13 protein-coding genes are annotated in these 15,108 nt (G+C 67.7%); 6 read left to right on the top strand and 7 right to left on the bottom strand.

Annotation, left to right across the window (positions count from 1 at the left end; genetic code table 11):
* Positions 1-53: 53 nt before the first annotated feature.
* Complete coding sequence (gene dnaB, locus ACIBI4_RS20100) at positions 54-1,529, bottom strand: replicative DNA helicase (protein ID WP_399205261.1); 1,476 nt, start codon at positions 1,527-1,529, stop codon at positions 54-56.
* A gap of 482 nt (positions 1,530-2,011) precedes the next feature.
* Here dnaB and ACIBI4_RS20095 point away from each other — a divergent pair, with 482 nt between their 5' ends.
* Positions 2,012-3,349, top strand: a complete 1,338-nt coding sequence (locus ACIBI4_RS20095) for an MATE family efflux transporter (RefSeq protein WP_399205260.1) — start codon at positions 2,012-2,014, stop codon at positions 3,347-3,349.
* A 211-nt stretch (positions 3,350-3,560) separates the two neighbouring features.
* Here the strand turns inward: ACIBI4_RS20095 and rplI are convergent, their stop codons facing one another.
* From rplI to rpsF, 4 genes are all read right to left on the bottom strand, one after another.
* Positions 3,561-4,007 carry a 50S ribosomal protein L9 gene (rplI, locus tag ACIBI4_RS20090; RefSeq protein ID WP_399205259.1) on the bottom strand — a complete coding sequence of 149 codons (447 nt, stop codon included), beginning with the start codon at positions 4,005-4,007 and terminating at the stop codon, positions 3,561-3,563.
* Between the two features lie 18 nt (positions 4,008-4,025).
* The gene (rpsR, locus tag ACIBI4_RS20085) at positions 4,026-4,262 is read right to left on the bottom strand and encodes a 30S ribosomal protein S18 (RefSeq protein ID WP_006381652.1); all 237 of its coding nucleotides are present in this window, start codon (positions 4,260-4,262) and stop codon (positions 4,026-4,028) included.
* A 56-nt stretch (positions 4,263-4,318) separates the two neighbouring features.
* Complete coding sequence (locus ACIBI4_RS20080; RefSeq protein WP_399205258.1) at positions 4,319-4,924, bottom strand: single-stranded DNA-binding protein; 606 nt, start codon at positions 4,922-4,924, stop codon at positions 4,319-4,321.
* 73 nt (positions 4,925-4,997) lie between these two features.
* Positions 4,998-5,288, bottom strand: a complete 291-nt coding sequence (gene rpsF, locus ACIBI4_RS20075) for a 30S ribosomal protein S6 (protein ID WP_028804085.1) — start codon at positions 5,286-5,288, stop codon at positions 4,998-5,000.
* A gap of 279 nt (positions 5,289-5,567) precedes the next feature.
* Between rpsF and ACIBI4_RS20070 the strand changes: the two genes are divergently transcribed.
* From ACIBI4_RS20070 to ACIBI4_RS20060, 3 genes are all read left to right on the top strand, one after another.
* Positions 5,568-5,885, top strand: a complete 318-nt coding sequence (locus tag ACIBI4_RS20070) for a hypothetical protein (protein ID WP_399205257.1) — start codon at positions 5,568-5,570, stop codon at positions 5,883-5,885.
* A gap of 212 nt (positions 5,886-6,097) precedes the next feature.
* Positions 6,098-7,219, top strand: a complete 1,122-nt coding sequence (locus ACIBI4_RS20065; RefSeq protein WP_399205256.1) for a lipid II:glycine glycyltransferase FemX — start codon at positions 6,098-6,100, stop codon at positions 7,217-7,219.
* A 95-nt stretch (positions 7,220-7,314) separates the two neighbouring features.
* Complete coding sequence (locus ACIBI4_RS20060) at positions 7,315-8,346, top strand: alanine racemase (RefSeq protein WP_399205255.1); 1,032 nt, start codon at positions 7,315-7,317, stop codon at positions 8,344-8,346.
* Between the two features lie 81 nt (positions 8,347-8,427).
* On the opposite strand, the gene ACIBI4_RS20055 is transcribed toward ACIBI4_RS20060, so the two are convergent.
* Positions 8,428-9,978, bottom strand: coding sequence for a glycosyltransferase family 87 protein (locus ACIBI4_RS20055; protein WP_399205254.1), 1,551 nt, complete (start codon positions 9,976-9,978; stop codon positions 8,428-8,430).
* A gap of 131 nt (positions 9,979-10,109) precedes the next feature.
* Positions 10,110-12,800, bottom strand: a complete 2,691-nt coding sequence (locus ACIBI4_RS20050) for a transglycosylase domain-containing protein (RefSeq protein ID WP_399205253.1) — start codon at positions 12,798-12,800, stop codon at positions 10,110-10,112.
* A gap of 408 nt (positions 12,801-13,208) precedes the next feature.
* Between ACIBI4_RS20050 and ACIBI4_RS20045 the strand changes: the two genes are divergently transcribed.
* Both ACIBI4_RS20045 and ACIBI4_RS20040 read left to right on the top strand, forming a co-directional pair.
* Positions 13,209-13,886 carry a helix-turn-helix transcriptional regulator gene (locus tag ACIBI4_RS20045; RefSeq protein ID WP_399205252.1) on the top strand — a complete coding sequence of 226 codons (678 nt, stop codon included), beginning with the start codon at positions 13,209-13,211 and terminating at the stop codon, positions 13,884-13,886.
* A gap of 46 nt (positions 13,887-13,932) precedes the next feature.
* Positions 13,933-15,015 (top strand): inositol-3-phosphate synthase, encoded by a 1,083-nt coding sequence (locus tag ACIBI4_RS20040; RefSeq protein WP_399205251.1) that lies wholly within the window; start codon positions 13,933-13,935, stop codon positions 15,013-15,015.
* Positions 15,016-15,108: the final 93 nt, after the last annotated feature.

Genomic DNA, 15,108 nt, shown 5'->3' with positions numbered 1-15,108 from the left:
GGCCTGAACCGAGAACGCACCGGGCTGACCTGATCCGGGGCCGCGGACCCGGATCAGGTCTGCGCCATGTCCACGAACCGCGAGTAATGGCCCTGGAAGGCCACGGTGATCGTCGCGGTCGGGCCGTTACGGTGCTTGCCCACGATGATGTCCGCCTCGCCCGCGCGCGGGGACTCCTTCTCGTACGCGTCCTCGCGGTGCAGCAGGATGACCATGTCCGCGTCCTGCTCGATCGAGCCGGATTCACGCAGGTCGGAGACCATCGGCTTCTTGTCCGTACGCTGCTCCGGGCCACGGTTCAGCTGTGAGAGCGCGATCACCGGGACTTCCAGCTCCTTGGCCAGAAGCTTCAAGTTACGGGACATGTCCGAGACTTCCTGCTGACGGGACTCGGAACGCTTCGAGCCACCGGACTGCATCAGCTGCAGATAGTCGATGATCACGAGCCGGATGTCATTGCGCTGCTTGAGGCGGCGGCACTTGGCGCGGATCTCCATCATCGACAGGTTCGGCGAGTCGTCGATGTAGAGCGGGGCCGCGGATACCTCGGGCATACGGCGCGCCAGGCGCGTCCAGTCCTCGTCGGTCATCGTGCCGGACCGCATGTGATGCAGCGCCACCCGCGCCTCCGCCGAAAGCAGACGCATCGCGATCTCGTTGCGCCCCATTTCGAGGGAGAAGATGACGCTGGGCAGGTTGTTCTTGATCGAGGCCGCGCGGGCGAAGTCCAGGGCCAGCGTGGACTTACCCATGGCGGGTCGGGCCGCGATGACGATCATCTGGCCCGGGTGCAGACCGTTGGTGAGCGAGTCGAAGTCGCTGAAGCCGGTGGGCACACCGGTCATCTCGCCGCTACGGGAGCCGATCGCCTCGATCTCGTCGAGCGCGCCCTCCATGATGTCGCCGAGCGGCAGGTAGTCCTCGCTGGTGCGCTGCTCGGTGACCGCGTAGATCTCGGCCTGCGCGCTGTTGACGATCTCGTCGACATCGCCGTCGGCCGCGTATCCCATCTGCGTGATCTTCGTGCCGGCCTCGACGAGGCGGCGCAGGACGGCGCGCTCGTGGACGATCTCCGCGTAGTACTCGGCATTGGCCGCGGTGGGCACCGTCTGCACGAGGGTGTGGAGATACGGGGCGCCGCCGACCTTGGTGATCTCGCCGCGCTTGACCAGCTCGGCCGCGACGGTGATCGGGTCGGCCGGCTCGCCCTTCGCGTAGAGGTCGAGGATCGCGGTGAAGATCGTCTCGTGGGCCGGCCGGTAGAAGTCATGGCCCTTGATGACCTCGACGACATCGGCGATCGCGTCCTTGGACAGGAGCATGCCGCCGAGCACCGACTGCTCCGCGTCGAGATCCTGCGGCGGTACGCGCTCGAAGGCCGAGCCGCCGTCCCACGAACCGCCGTCGCGGCCGCGCTCATGCTGCTCGTCACGGCCCCGGCCGCCCTCGCCGCGCCGGCGGGATGCAGGGAGACGATCACCCGGACCGCTGTCGGCCCACGGGTCGTCCAAGGGCTCGGAAATACTCACCGGGCCACCTCCTCCCGTCCGCCGAGCGGACCTCGCCGTGCCCTTCATTCCTACGGCACGACACTGACAAATCGACGGCCCGACTCCGCTTCCGACGCGACGGATCCGAGGGGTTTCCGGTACCGGAATCCACCGGGTCCGCGGGCGGGAGAAAGACGCGGGCGCCGGACCACGGTAGGGCCCCGGGCACCGTCAGCCAATCTGGTTATCCACAGGCTCTGTGGATAACGGGCCGGATGCTGTGGAGAACCCCGCCAATCCTGTGCACGGCCCGGTGGACAGTGCTGTGAACAAGCCCTCAGGCTTCTCCACAAACACCCTCTGACCTGCAACTTCCTTGTCCACCCGCTGTGCATGGGAAAAACTTCCCCAGTCGGCCCAAGATCCCGGCTGACGACGCGCCGAGATCGGCCCCCGCCGCCGGTTCGTAATAGTCACAATACCCTTGCATCCATTACCTGTGGAAGATTAGATTGGTGGCCATGACACAGGCTCCCTCGACCTCCAAAGCGGCCCGCCGGGCCCACGACCGCGAGATCATCGCGCTCGCGCTCCCGGCCTTCGGCGCACTCGTCGCCGAACCGCTCTTCGTGATGGTCGACAGCGCCGTCGTGGGGCACCTCGGCACCGCTCAGCTCGCCGGTCTCGCGGTGGCCTCCAGCCTGCTGCTCACCGCCGTCAGCATCTTCGTCTTCCTCGCGTACGCGACCACCGCGGCCGTCGCCCGCAGGGTCGGCGCGGGCGATCTGCAGTCCGCGATCCGCCAGGGCATGGACGGCATCTGGCTCGCGATACTGCTCGGCGCCGCCACCCTCGCCGTCATCCTGCCCACGGCCCCCTCGGTCGTCGACCTCCTCGGCGCCTCCGACACCGCCGCTCCCTACGCGGTCACCTATCTGCGGATCTCCGCGATCGGCATCCCCGCGATGCTCATCGTGCTCGCCGCCACGGGCGTGCTCCGCGGCCTGCAGGACACGAAGACCCCGCTGTACGTGGCCATCGCGGGCTTCACGGCCAACGCCGCCCTCAACGCGGGACTCGTCTACGGCGCCGGCCTCGGCATCGCGGGCTCCGCCTGGGGCACCGTGATCGCCCAGTACGGGATGGCGGCCGCATATCTCGTGGTCGTGGTCCGCGGCGCCCGAAAGCATCACGCCTCCCTGCGCCCGGACGCCGCCGGAATCCGCGCCTGCGCCCAGGCCGGCGCACCGCTCCTGGTCCGTACGCTCTCGCTGCGCGCGATCCTGATGATCGCCACCGCGGTCGCGGCACGGCTCGGCGACACGGACATCGCCGCGCACCAGATCATCATCTCCCTGTGGAACCTGCTGGCCTTCGCCCTGGACGCCATCGCCATCGCGGGCCAGGCCATCATCGGCCGCTACCTGGGCGCCGGTGACGAGGAGGGCGCCCGGGGCGCCTGCCGTCGGATGGTGCAGTGGGGCATCGTCTCGGGAGTGGTCCTCGGCCTGCTCGTGGTCGTGACCAGCCCGCTCTTCCTGCCCCTGTTCACCGGCGACACGGCCGTCCAGGACACCGCGCTGCCCGCCCTGATCGTGGTGGCCCTCTCGGTCCCGATCTCCGGAGTCGTCTTCGTCCTCGACGGCGTCCTGATGGGCGCCGGTGACGGCCCCTACCTCGCCGGCGCCATGCTCGTCACCCTGGCGGTCTTCACCCCGGTCGCCCTGCTCGTCCCCACGATCGGCGGCGGCCTGATGACCCTCTGGCTGGCGATGACCCTGATGATGACGGTCCGCCTCCTGACCCTCTGGCACCGCACCCGCTCGGGCCGCTGGATCGTGACGGGGGCAACGCGCTGAGTTCCCGGCTGACGGGCACTCCCAGCCCGTCCGGCGTTTGAGGACGAGCGCCCTTAAGGCGCGACAGGGGGCAAGGGGCGAAGCCCCAAACAGCACCCCCGGGTGCGGCACGTTTCACGTGAAACACCCCGGCGGGATAGGCCGCACACAGCGAGAGGGGCCGCATCCGAAACGGATACGGCCCCTCACACGCTGAAAGCCAGCGCAGCGCTTACGCGGCGACAACCTCGATGGTCACCTTGGCGGCAACCTCGGGGTGCAGACGCACGGACGCCTCGTGGGCACCGAGCACCTTGATCGGCGCGCCCAGCTCGACACGACGCTTGTCGACCTTCGGGCCACCGGCAGCCTCGATCGCCGTGGCGATGTCGGCCGCGGTCACGGCACCGAAGAGACGACCGGCGTCGCCGGAGCGGGTGGCAAGGCGAACCTTGACGGCCTCGAGCTGGCCCTTGATCTGGTTGGCCTGCTCGATGGTCTGGATCTCGTGGATCTTGCGAGCGCGGCGGATCTGCGCCACGTCCTGCTCGCCACCCTTGGTCCAGCGGATAGCGAACTTCCGCGGGATCAGGTAGTTGCGGGCATAGCCGTCCTTGACGTCGACGACGTCGCCGGCAGCGCCGAGGCCGGAGACCTCGTGGGTGAGGATGATCTTCATTTTTCGGTCACCCTTCCCTTATCGCGCGGTGGACGTGTAGGGCAGCAGCGCCATCTCACGGCTGTTCTTGACGGCCGTGGCGACGTCACGCTGGTGCTGCGTGCAGTTGCCGGTCACGCGGCGGGCACGGATCTTGCCGCGGTCGGAAATGAACTTCCGCAGCATGTTCGTGTCCTTGTAGTCCACGTACTGGACCTTGTCCTTGCAGAAAGCGCAGACCTTTTTCTTCGGCTTGCGCACAGGCGGCTTCGCCATGGTGTTTCTCCTGTGTGATCAAGAAGTTTGGGTAAGCCCAACCCCGGCCCGAAGGCCTAGAAGGGGGGCTCGTCCGAGTAGCCGCCGCCGTTGCCGCCGGAGCTTCCGCCCCAGCCGCCACCGCCGCCGCCCTGCTGCTGGCCGCCACCGGCCGGCGCGCTGGTCGCCCAGGGGTCGTCGGAGGGAGCTCCGCCGCCCTGCTGCTGACCACCACCGGAGCCACCGCCCCAGTTGCCGCCGCCCTGCTGGCCGCCACCGCCGCCGTATCCGCCACCGCCCTGACGGGCGCCGCCGCCACCACTGGTCTTGGTGACCTTGGCGGTGGCACTGCGCAGGCTGGCGCCGACTTCGTCGACATCCAGCTCGTAGACCGTGCGCTTGACGCCCTCACGGTCCTCGTAGGACCGCTGCTTCAGCCGGCCCTGCACGATGACGCGCATGCCTCGCTGGAGCGACTCCGCGACGTTCTCCGCCGCCTGACGCCAGACCGAGCAGGTCAGGAACAGGCTTTCGCCGTCCTTCCACTCATTGGTCTGCCGGTCGAAGGTGCGGGGAGTGGACGCGACACGGAACTTCGCGACCGCCGCACCGGAGGGGGTGAAGCGCAGCTCGGGGTCATCGACGAGATTGCCGATGACCGTGATGACGGTCTCGCCTGCCATGGGAGATACCTCTCGGCGGGTTGCTGCTGGCTGCTTGCTGCTACTCAGATCCCGATACCGCTGAACCGGAGGTTCAGTGGGTCTCGGGGCGGAGGACCTTGGTCCGGAGGACCGACTCGTTCAGGTTCATCTGGCGGTCGAGCTCCTTGACGACCGCAGGCTCGGCCTGCAGGTCGATGACCGAGTAGATGCCCTCGGGCTTCTTCTTGATCTCGTACGCGAGACGACGACGGCCCCAGGTGTCGACCTTCTCCACCTTCCCGTTGGCCTCACGGACAACGGAGAGGAAGTTCTCGATCAGCGGCGAAACGGCACGCTCTTCGAGATCGGGGTCGAGGATGACCATCACTTCGTAGTGACGCATGTGTAACCCACCTCCTTTGGACTCAGCGGCCACGGTCGTTCCGTGGCAGGAGGGTTGTGATGCGCTCGCAACGGTATCGGTCGCCACTGACAATCGGGCCCCGCGGAGGCGGAGCACCGGCCGTGGAAGCCCAGGAGACCTGGGCAGACACCGCTGCAGACGTTACAGAGTACCTGCCTCATGCGTTCCGGTTGAAATCCGGTGGTAAAGAGCCGCAATCTGTACACATCGGGTGTCCACAGCGCTACGATGCGCCGCTCATGCCAGGAGGTGCCTCCCATGGCACAGGCAATGCGACCCAATACCGCGACCTCTCTCTTCGCGACCGACGGCAAACCCCACCCGCTCCAGGACACACTGCTCGCGGTGACCCTGGTGCTCGGCCTCACGGCCTTCGTCTCGGCGCAGTTCCACAACCTCCATCTGCTCAGCTCCTGGACGGGTCTCATCGGGATCCTGACGGGCGGCTACGGGCAGTTCATCTCCGCGACGACCCGCGAGCGGACCCTGCTGATCATCGGGCTCGGCGCCTCGGCCGTCGGCTTCTTCCTCGGCATGGCTCACGGCGGCCTGTTCGGCGGCGTGATCGGCGGCTGACCCCGCCGCACACCGCGTACGCGCGGCCGCACTCCTCGTACGCCCCGGCGTACCGCCGCTCCCCATGGACCTGGGCTCGGCCCTCCGGACAGCACACCGGACGGGCCGAGCCCGCATGCGCCCATTCGGGGCGCGACACCGGCGCAGTAGGCTTCGGCGCGAGAGCCGGAACCCCTAACCCTTGGGGACACACCGACCGAGGAGCGCCCCGCATGAGCCTGACCCTGAGGACCATCAGCCGCGAGCAGCATCTGGCGTACATCCAGAGCCTGCCCTCGGCGAGCCACTGCCAGGTCCCGGCGTGGGCTGATGTGAAGAGCGAATGGCGCTCCGAGAACCTCGGCTGGTTCGACGACAGGACGGGTGAGCTCGTCGGTGCGGGGCTCGTCCTCTACCGCCAGCTCCCCAAGGTCAAGCGCTATCTCGCGTACCTCCCCGAGGGCCCGGTCATCAACTGGTACGCCCCGAACCTGGACGAGTGGCTCAAGCCGATGCTCGCCCACCTCAAGCAGCAGGGCGCCTTCTCCGTGAAGATGGGCCCGCCCGTCGTGATCCGGAAGTGGGACGCCCCCGCGATCAAGGCCGGCATCCAGAACCCTGACGTCAAGCGCCTGCGCGACATCGAGCCGACGCACATCGAGCCGCGTGCCTTCGAGGTCTCCGACAAGCTCCGCCGCATGGGCTGGCAGCAGGGCGAGGACGGTGGCGCCGGCTTCGGTGACGTGCAGCCCCGCTACGTCTTCCAGGTGCCGCTCGCCGGCCGCTCGCTCGACGAGGTCCAGAAGGGCTTCAACCAGCTGTGGCGCCGCAACATCAAGAAGGCCGACAAGGCCGGTGTCGAGGTCGTCCAGGGCGGCTACGAGGACCTCGCCGAGTGGCAGCGGCTGTACGAGATCACGGCGGTCCGCGACAAGTTCCGCCCCCGTCCGCTCAGTTACTTCCAGCAGCAGTTCCGGGCGCTCAACTCTGAAGACCCCAACCGGATGCGGCTGTACTTCGCCCGGCACAACGGGGTGAACCTCGCGGCCGCGACGATGCTCGTGGTCGGCGGGCACGTCTGGTACTCCTACGGCGCCTCCGACAACATCGGCCGTGAGGTCCGGCCCTCGAACGCGATGCAGTGGCGGATGCTCCGCGACGCCTACGCGCTCGGCGCCAGCGTCTACGACCTGCGCGGCATCTCCGACTCGCTCGACGAGACCGACCACCTCTTCGGCCTCATCCAGTTCAAGGTGGGCACGGGCGGCGAGGCCGTCGAGTACGTCGGTGAGTGGGACTTCCCGCTGAACAAGCTGCTGCACAAGGCGCTCGACATCTACATGTCGCGCCGCTGACTTCACGTATCGAGTCGGCAACATGGCCGACCGAGAGCAATTGCGTTTCATACCTTTGATACACCGCAGACACGAGAAAGGTTCCGGGTCCGGCCATGGCGCTCACGCTTTACGTCGACACCGCGCGCTGGCGTGCACACCACAAGCAGGTGCTCGAACAGTTCCCGGGTCTCATCCCCGTCTGCAAGGGCAACGGTTACGGCTTCGGCCATGAGCGGCTCGCCGAGGAGGCGACCCGGCTCGGCTCCGACATGCTGGCCGTCGGCACCACGTACGAAGCCGCCCGGATCAAGGACTGGTTCAGCGGTGACCTGCTCGTCCTGACCCCGTTCCGCCGGGGCGAGGAGCCGGTGCCGCTGCCGGACCGCGTCATCCGCTCCGTCTCCTCCGTGGAGGGCGTGCACGGCCTCGTCGGCGCGCGCGTCGTCATCGAGGTGATGAGCTCGATGAAGCGGCACGGTGTCAGCGAGCAGGAGCTCGGGCAGCTGCACGCGGCCATAGAGGATGTCCGGCTGGAAGGTTTCGGCATCCATCTGCCGCTCGACCGCACCGACGGCTCGGACGCCGTCGAGGAGGTCATCGGCTGGATGGACCGGCTGCGCGCGGCCCGTCTCCCGCTGCACACGATGTTCGTGAGCCACCTCTCCGCGCAGGAACTGGCGCGGCTGCAGCAGCAGTTCCCGCAGACCCGCTTCCGCGCCCGCATCGGCACGCGGCTGTGGCTGGGCGACCACGACTCCACCGAGTACCGCGGCGCGGTCCTGGACGTCACGCCCGTCGCCAAGGGCGACCGCTTCGGCTACCGCCAGCAGAAGGCCGCCTCCGACGGCTGGCTCGTGGTCGTCGCCGGCGGTACGTCGCACGGTGTGGGCCTGGAGGCGCCCAAGGCGCTGCATGGCGTCATGCCGCGCGCCAAGGGCGTGGCCCGCGCGGGCCTCGCGACCGTCAACCGGAACCTGTCGCCGTTCGTCTGGTCCGGCAAGCAGCGCTGGTTCGCCGAGCCCCCGCACATGCAGGTCTCGATCCTGTTCGTGCCGAGCGACTCCGCGGAGCCCAAGGTGGGCGAGGAGCTGGTGGCCCATCTGCGGCACACCACGACGCAGTTCGACCGCATCGTCGACCGCTGATTCCTCCCGTACGGCGAAGGGGCGGCCCGCAACCTCGGTTGGGGCCGCCCCTTCGGCGTACGCGCAGCAACTCCCGTTCGCTCAGGGCGAACTCTCGGGGGCCGGGCCGCCGAGCGGCCGCTTCTCCTCCGCCGCGCCCCACCGCACGTACGTGCCGTCGGCTCCATGTGAGGCGTGCTTCGGCGGGTGGGCGGCGCGGCCGAACGTGAAGACGTCCATGGCCCGGTCCAGGATGCCGCCCGACGGATCGTCCGAGCCGTCCCTGCGGACGGGATCGCGCTCGGGCATCAGGATGTCGCGGACGATCACGGCGCACAGGTAGAGCGTGCCGAGGAGGTGCAGCAGGATGGCCAGCTGGTAGCCCTCCTCCGGCAGCCCCTGGTGCTTGTCGCCGCTGGTCGTGTACGCGAGGTACATCCAGATCCCGAAGAAGTACATGACCTCGCAGGCCTGCCAGATCAGGAAGTCCCGCCAGCGGGGCCGGGCCAGTGCGGCGAGCGGGATCAGCCACAGCACGTACTGCGGCGAGTAGACCTTGTTGGTGAGGATGAACGCCGCCACGACGAGGAACGCCAGCTGCGCGAAGCGCGGCCTGCGCGGCGCGGTCATCGTGAGCGCGGCGATCAGACCGCACGAGGCCAGCATCAGCAGCGTGGCCAGGGTGTTGACGGTCTCGGTGCTGAGCGGGGTCGTCATCCGCTGCTGCTGGATCAGCCAGAACGAACCGAAGTCCGTACCGCGCTCCTGGCTGAACGTGTAGAACTTCGCCCAGCCGTCGAACGCGCCGATCATCACCGGCAGGTTCACCGCCAGCCAGGCGCCCGCGGCGCCCGTGAACGCGACGCCGAACTCCCGCCAGCGGCCCGCCCGCCAGCACAGCAGGAACAGCGGTCCGAGGAGGAAGACGGGGTAGAGCTTGGCGGCCGTCGCCAGACCGATCAGGACGCCGAACGCCAGCGGCCGCGAACGCGACCACATCAGCATCGCGGCGGCGGTCAGGGCGATGGCGAGCAGGTCCCAGTTGATGGTCGCGGTCAGCATGCCCGCGGGAGCCAGCGCGACAAGGAGGCCGTCCCAGGGCCTGCGGCGGTGCGTACGGGCGACACAGACGGCGATGACGACCGCGCAGACCATCAGCATGCCGGCGTTGACGAGCCAGTAGACCTGCTCGCGGTACTGCAGGGAGTCCTCGGCGCCGGTGGGGATCCCGGTGATCCAGGAGGCGACCTCCATGAACACGCCCGTGAGAACGGGGTATTCGAGGTACTCCATACCGCCGGAGATACCGCTCGGGATCTTGTCGAAGTACGGCACCAGATCCACGGCGAACCCGCGCCCCTGGAAAAGATGCGGGATGTCCGAGTAGCAGGCGTGCGTGTACTGCGCGCCCGCGCCGAAGAACCAACCGCCGCTGTAGCAGGGCAGCTTCTGCACCATGCCGAGCGCGAACATCCCGACCGCGATCAGCGCGATGACGCGCACGGGGGTCCACCAGTGGGCCCCGAGCAGCGCTTTGCGGCCCAGCGGACCGCCGATCAGCTCGCTGCCGGCTGCGGCGACCTCGTCCTGCCGCGTCGGCGCCACGGGCTCCTCACGGGGGTCCGGACGCGTGCTGGTGCGCGGGAAAGTCATGGAGTTCATCCTGCCGTACGGCGCCGTGGATACGGCGAGGGCCGCCGCACCCTGAGGTGCGGCGGCCCGATGTTTCACGTGAAACGGGCAGCCTTGGTGTGTTTCACGTGAAACACACCGGCCTGCGTGTCCTACCCGGTTCCTCCGAACCAGCCGTTGCCATTACCGCCACCGTTGCCGTTACCACCGGTGGTGGTGTCGGTGGGCGGTGGTGAGGATTCGCCGCCGGTGGTCCCTCCACTGTCGGTACCACCGGTGTCGGCACCGCCCGTGTCCGTACCGCCGTTGTTGTTCCCGCCGGACTGGCAGATCAGGTCCCAGTCGGCACAGGACGGGGACGGCTCGACCGGATCGGTCGGCTCGGGCCTGCCGTGTGACGGCTTCGGGTCGGGGTCGACGTCGTCGCTGGGCGTCGGGGTCGGGGAGGGACTGGGCTTGCCGACGATCTCACCGATGTCGGTGGCGGGCTCGAAGTCGCTGTGCTCCTCGCCCTTCGTGGCCGCGAGCATGTAGTCCTTCCAGACCTGCGCGGGGACCTCACCACCATGGATCGAGTCACCGGCGTCGCCGGTGATGCGCAGGAGCTTGCCCTTCTCCGGGTCGGAGCGGAACACACCGATGGCCGTGGACAGTTCGGGCGTGTAACCGGCGTACCAGGCCGAGAGGTTGTCGTCGGTGGTACCGGTCTTTCCCGCGGCCGGGAAGCCGATGTCGGCGATGCGCTTGGCCGTGCCCTTCTGGACCACGTTCTTGAGGACGTCGTTGATGCCGTTGGCCACGTCCGGCTCGAGGGCCTGGGACGGTGTGGGCTTCTTGAACCCGGACTGCAGCCTGCCCTCCTTCTCGACCTTGGTGACGGAGTACGGCTCGTAGTGCTGACCCGCGGCGGCGAAGGTCGCGTACGCGCTCGACAGGGCGACGGCGTCCGGCGTGGACGTTCCCAGTGAGAACGACACGTTGGTCAGGTTGCCCTTGTCGAAGCTGCTCTCCGGGATGCCGAGGTCCTTGGCCGTCTCCTGGGTCTGCTTGAGCCCGACGTCCCAGCCGAGCTGCGCGAACGGCACATTGATGGATTTCTCCATCGCGAACTTCAACGTGATGTCGCCGTACTTCACGTTGTCTTCTTCGTTCTGCTGGCGGAACGGCCTGCCCTTGGCGTCCTTGATCGGGTCGCCGGCCTGGTCGTAGATGACGCTGTTGTCATCGCCGTTGTACAGACTCATCGGCGAGATGCCCTCGCCGTTGGTCTTGTACGTCCCCTCCTGCATGGCCGACGCCAGCACGAACGGCTTCCACGTCGACCCCACCGGCACACCCGTGGTGCGCGCGTTGTTGACGTAGTAGCCCTTGTCGTATCCGGCACCGCCGTACACGGCCTTGATCTGCCCGCTCCGCGGGTCGATGGACGAGCCGCCGAACTGGACCAGCTTGTCCATCCGCTTGCCCTGTTCCTTGCGGGTCTTGGCGACCGCCTTCTCCAGGGCCTTGACGTTCTTCTGGTCGAAGGTCGTGTAGATCTTGTAGCCGCCCTTGTCGAGCTCCTCGGGCGAGATGTCCATCTTCTTCGCGGCTTCCGCCTTCGCGATGTCGACGAGATAGCCGGTCTGGCCTGCGAAGGTCGAGGTCCGGTCGATGAGCTTCGGGAACTCGTCGACGGCGTCCCTGTCCTTCTGGCTCAGCCTCCCGACTTCCACCATCCGGTCGAGGGTCCAGTTCCAGCGCTTCTCCACCCGATCGCGGTTGAGGTTCGGGGCCGCATTCGCCCCCACGCCGCCGTCGGGGTTGTACAGGTTCGGGCCCTTGAGGACCGAGGAGAGGAACGCGCTCTGCGCAAGGTTCAGATCGAGGGCGTTCACGCCGAAGTAGGCCTGCGAGGCGGCCTGGATGCCGCAGGCGTTGCGCCCGTAGCACGCCGCGTTGAGATAGCCGGCCAGGATGTCGTCCTTGGACATCTTCGAGCCGACCTTTATGGAGATGAAGAGCTCCTTGGCCTTGCGTGAGAGCGTCTGGCTCTGGTCCAGGTAGGTGTTCTTCACGTACTGCTGGGTGATGGTCGAACCGCCCTGGGTCTCACCACCGGTGGCCATGTTGAACGCCGCACGCGCGATACCCGCCGGATCCACACCGCTGTCTTCTTCAAAGCTGGCGTTCTCTGCCGCGATCACGGCGTCCTGCATGTGCCCGGGAATCTTGTCGATGCCGACGATCTGGCGGTTCTCCTTGCCGCCGGTGGACGCCATCTGCGTCTTGCCGTCGGCCCAGTAGAAGACGTTGCTCTCGTTGCCCTTGATCTTGTCGACCGACGGGATCTCCACCATCGCGTAGGCGATCCCCGCCACCGCGACCAGCATCCCGAAGAACGCGATGAAGCAGCCCGTGACCTGTTTCCAGGACGGGATGAACCGCTGCAGGCCGTCCCGGTCCGAGCGTGGATAGTCGATCAACCGCTTCTTGCGGGGCTCGTAGCGGCCGCGGCCGCGCCCCGGGCCGCCGGAGTCACCGGACATGCCGCGACGGCCCCCTCCGCCGCCGCCGTGACCGCCCCGGCCACCGCCCTCGGGCGGCCTGCGCCGGCTTCCGCCGCCACCGCTGCCCACGGAACGCTGTGCGGCACGTCGCGCCTCGGCGCGTCCGCCCCAAGGGCGTTCATCCGCACCGGATGTATCCGACATACCCGACGAAGCCGAAGCCCCGTACGAGGAAGGGGACCCGGAGGATCCCCGCGGCGCTGCTCGACGGCCTGACGAACCTGTCATGCCACGCCGTGCCGCAGCACGTCCACCACCGTGCGACTGCGGAGGCTTGCGACGGTGCTCGCTCATCGAACGACTACTCCTCGGGCAGGCGTGGTGAGCCACGCCTGAAGGCGGCAGGTGAGTTCCAGTCCCCCCGAAGTACGGACGCGCCCCTCCCCGGGCTCATCCGCACAGCATCAACCGGTGCCACGACGCCCCCAGGCGTCCCCCGACCCCCAGAGGTCTCGTGGCTCTCGGTGAAATGCATGGCGCACAGACTACGCACCGTCAAAACCCACCAGGCACTGAAGTTCACCCCAAATCAGGCAACTTGCCTGCTGTGAATCGGTGAACGGTCCTCTGATGTGACGCCGTTCACCCACCCCCCTCTTGTCGCATCCGAGGGGCCGTTCTATCGTGCTGATGTATCGAGTCGATACATCAGCACGGCATAAAGAGTCCGTGGGGACCCGGAATGTACGGAGGTGGCGAGGTATGAGCAGGCGCTCCGGCATCCTCGAGTTCGCCATCCTCGGACTGCTCCGTGAATCCCCGATGCACGGCTATGAGCTGCGCAAGCGACTCAACACTTCACTCGGGGTTTTCCGCGCTTTCAGCTACGGGACGCTCTACCCCTGCCTCAAGACGCTGGTCGCCAACGGCTGGTTGATCGAGGAACCGGGCAATACGCCGGAGGATGCTCTCGCGGCGTCCCTGACCGGCCGCCGAGCCAAGATCGTTTACCGGCTCACGGCGGACGGCAAGGAGCGCTTCGAGGAACTGCTCTCGCAGACCGGCCCGGACGCGTACGAAGACGAGACCTTCGCCGCCCGCTTCGCCTTCTTCGGACAGACGGAACGGGACGTACGCATGCGCGTCCTGGAAGGGCGCCGCAGCCGGCTCGAGGAGCGCCTGGAGAAGATGCGCGCCTCGTTCGCCCGCACCCGCGAGCGCCTGGACGACTACACCCTTGAGCTGCAGCGGCACGGCATGGAGTCCGTGGAGCGCGAAGTGCGCTGGCTGAACGAGCTCATCGAGAGCGAGCGAGCGGGGCGGGACCGCAGGTCCGGGCCCGGGAGCGACGCTCAGCAGGACACATCAGGAGAAACGGGCGGCCTGCCCCGGCACGGGGGCAGTACCCGGCCGGATCCGTCCGACGACACCACCAAGTGAGGCCCGAGAGTGGGCCACACCTCGTACTACACAGGGAGCAACCGGAATGGGTTCGGTTCGCGTAGCCATCGTCGGCGTGGGCAACTGCGCCGCCTCGCTGGTCCAGGGCGTCGAGTACTACAAGGACGCCGACAAGGACAGCAAGGTCCCCGGTCTGATGCACGTGCAGTTCGGCGACTACCACGTCGGTGACGTGGAGTTCGTCGCGGCGTTCGACGTGGACGCCAAGAAGGTCGGCCTCGACCTCTCGGACGCCATCGGCGCGAGCGAGAACAACACCATCAAGATCTGCGACGTCCCGAACAGCGGCGTCCAGGTCCAGCGTGGCCACACGTACGACGGTCTCGGCAAGTACTACCGCCAGACCATCGAGGAGTCCGCCGAGGCCCCGGTCGACGTCGTCCAGATCCTCAAGGACCGCCAGGTCGACGTTCTCGTCTGCTACCTGCCCGTCGGCTCCGAGGACGCGGCGAAGTTCTACGCGCAGTGCGCCATCGACGCCAAGGTCGCCTTCGTCAACGCGCTGCCGGTCTTCATCGCCGGTACGAAGGAGTGGGCGGACAAGTTCACCGAGGCCGGCGTGCCGATCGTCGGTGACGACATCAAGTCCCAGGTGGGCGCCACCATCACGCACCGTGTGATGGCGAAGCTCTTCGAGGACCGCGGTGTCCGTCTTGAGCGCACCATGCAGCTCAACGTCGGCGGCAACATGGACTTCAAGAACATGCTCGAGCGCGACCGCCTCGAGTCGAAGAAGATCTCGAAGACCCAGGCCGTCACCTCGCAGATCCCCGACCGTGAGCTCGGCGAGAAGAACGTGCACATCGGCCCGTCGGACTACGTCGCGTGGCTCGACGACCGCAAGTGGGCGTACGTCCGCCTCGAGGGCCGCGCGTTCGGCGACGTCCCGCTGAACCTGGAGTACAAGCTCGAGGTCTGGGACTCCCCGAACTCGGCCGGTGTCATCATCGACGCCCTGCGCGCCGCGAAGATCGCCAAGGACCGGGGCATCGGTGGCCCGATCCTCTCGGCCTCCTCGTACTTCATGAAGTCCCCGCCGGTGCAGTACTTCGACGACGAGGCCTTCGCGAACGTCGAGAAGTTCATCAAGGGCGAGGTCGAGCGCTGATCACCGCGCCTCCCCGGACGTTTCACGTGAAACGTCCACCCGCTTGATCGCCTGGCCCCCGGGAAATCCCCCCGGGGGCCTTCGCGTTGTGTG

Origin of the sequence: Streptomyces sp. NPDC050418, assembly GCF_044458745.1 — a bacterium.
Lineage (GTDB): Bacteria > Actinomycetota > Actinomycetes > Streptomycetales > Streptomycetaceae > Streptomyces.
Note: the sequence above shows the minus strand (reverse complement) of the source record. Positions and strands in the feature narration are given on the sequence as shown.

Coding starts and splice junctions, on each gene's coding strand:
- rplI (WP_399205259.1), bottom strand. CDS start 4,007: ATGAAGATCATCCTCACCCACGAGGTCTCCGGCCTCGGCGCTGCCGGC.
- rpsR (WP_006381652.1), bottom strand. CDS start 4,262: ATGGCGAAGCCGCCTGTGCGCAAGCCGAAGAAAAAGGTCTGCGCTTTC.
- ACIBI4_RS20055 (WP_399205254.1), bottom strand. CDS start 9,978: ATGACTTTCCCGCGCACCAGCACGCGTCCGGACCCCCGTGAGGAGCCC.
- ACIBI4_RS20070 (WP_399205257.1), top strand. CDS start 5,568: ATGGCACAGGCAATGCGACCCAATACCGCGACCTCTCTCTTCGCGACC.
- ACIBI4_RS20045 (WP_399205252.1), top strand. CDS start 13,209: ATGAGCAGGCGCTCCGGCATCCTCGAGTTCGCCATCCTCGGACTGCTC.
- ACIBI4_RS20040 (WP_399205251.1), top strand. CDS start 13,933: ATGGGTTCGGTTCGCGTAGCCATCGTCGGCGTGGGCAACTGCGCCGCC.
- ACIBI4_RS20095 (WP_399205260.1), top strand. CDS start 2,012: ATGACACAGGCTCCCTCGACCTCCAAAGCGGCCCGCCGGGCCCACGAC.
- rpsF (WP_028804085.1), bottom strand. CDS start 5,288: ATGCGTCACTACGAAGTGATGGTCATCCTCGACCCCGATCTCGAAGAG.
- ACIBI4_RS20080 (WP_399205258.1), bottom strand. CDS start 4,924: ATGGCAGGCGAGACCGTCATCACGGTCATCGGCAATCTCGTCGATGAC.
- ACIBI4_RS20060 (WP_399205255.1), top strand. CDS start 7,315: ATGGCGCTCACGCTTTACGTCGACACCGCGCGCTGGCGTGCACACCAC.
- ACIBI4_RS20050 (WP_399205253.1), bottom strand. CDS start 12,800: ATGAGCGAGCACCGTCGCAAGCCTCCGCAGTCGCACGGTGGTGGACGT.
- ACIBI4_RS20065 (WP_399205256.1), top strand. CDS start 6,098: ATGAGCCTGACCCTGAGGACCATCAGCCGCGAGCAGCATCTGGCGTAC.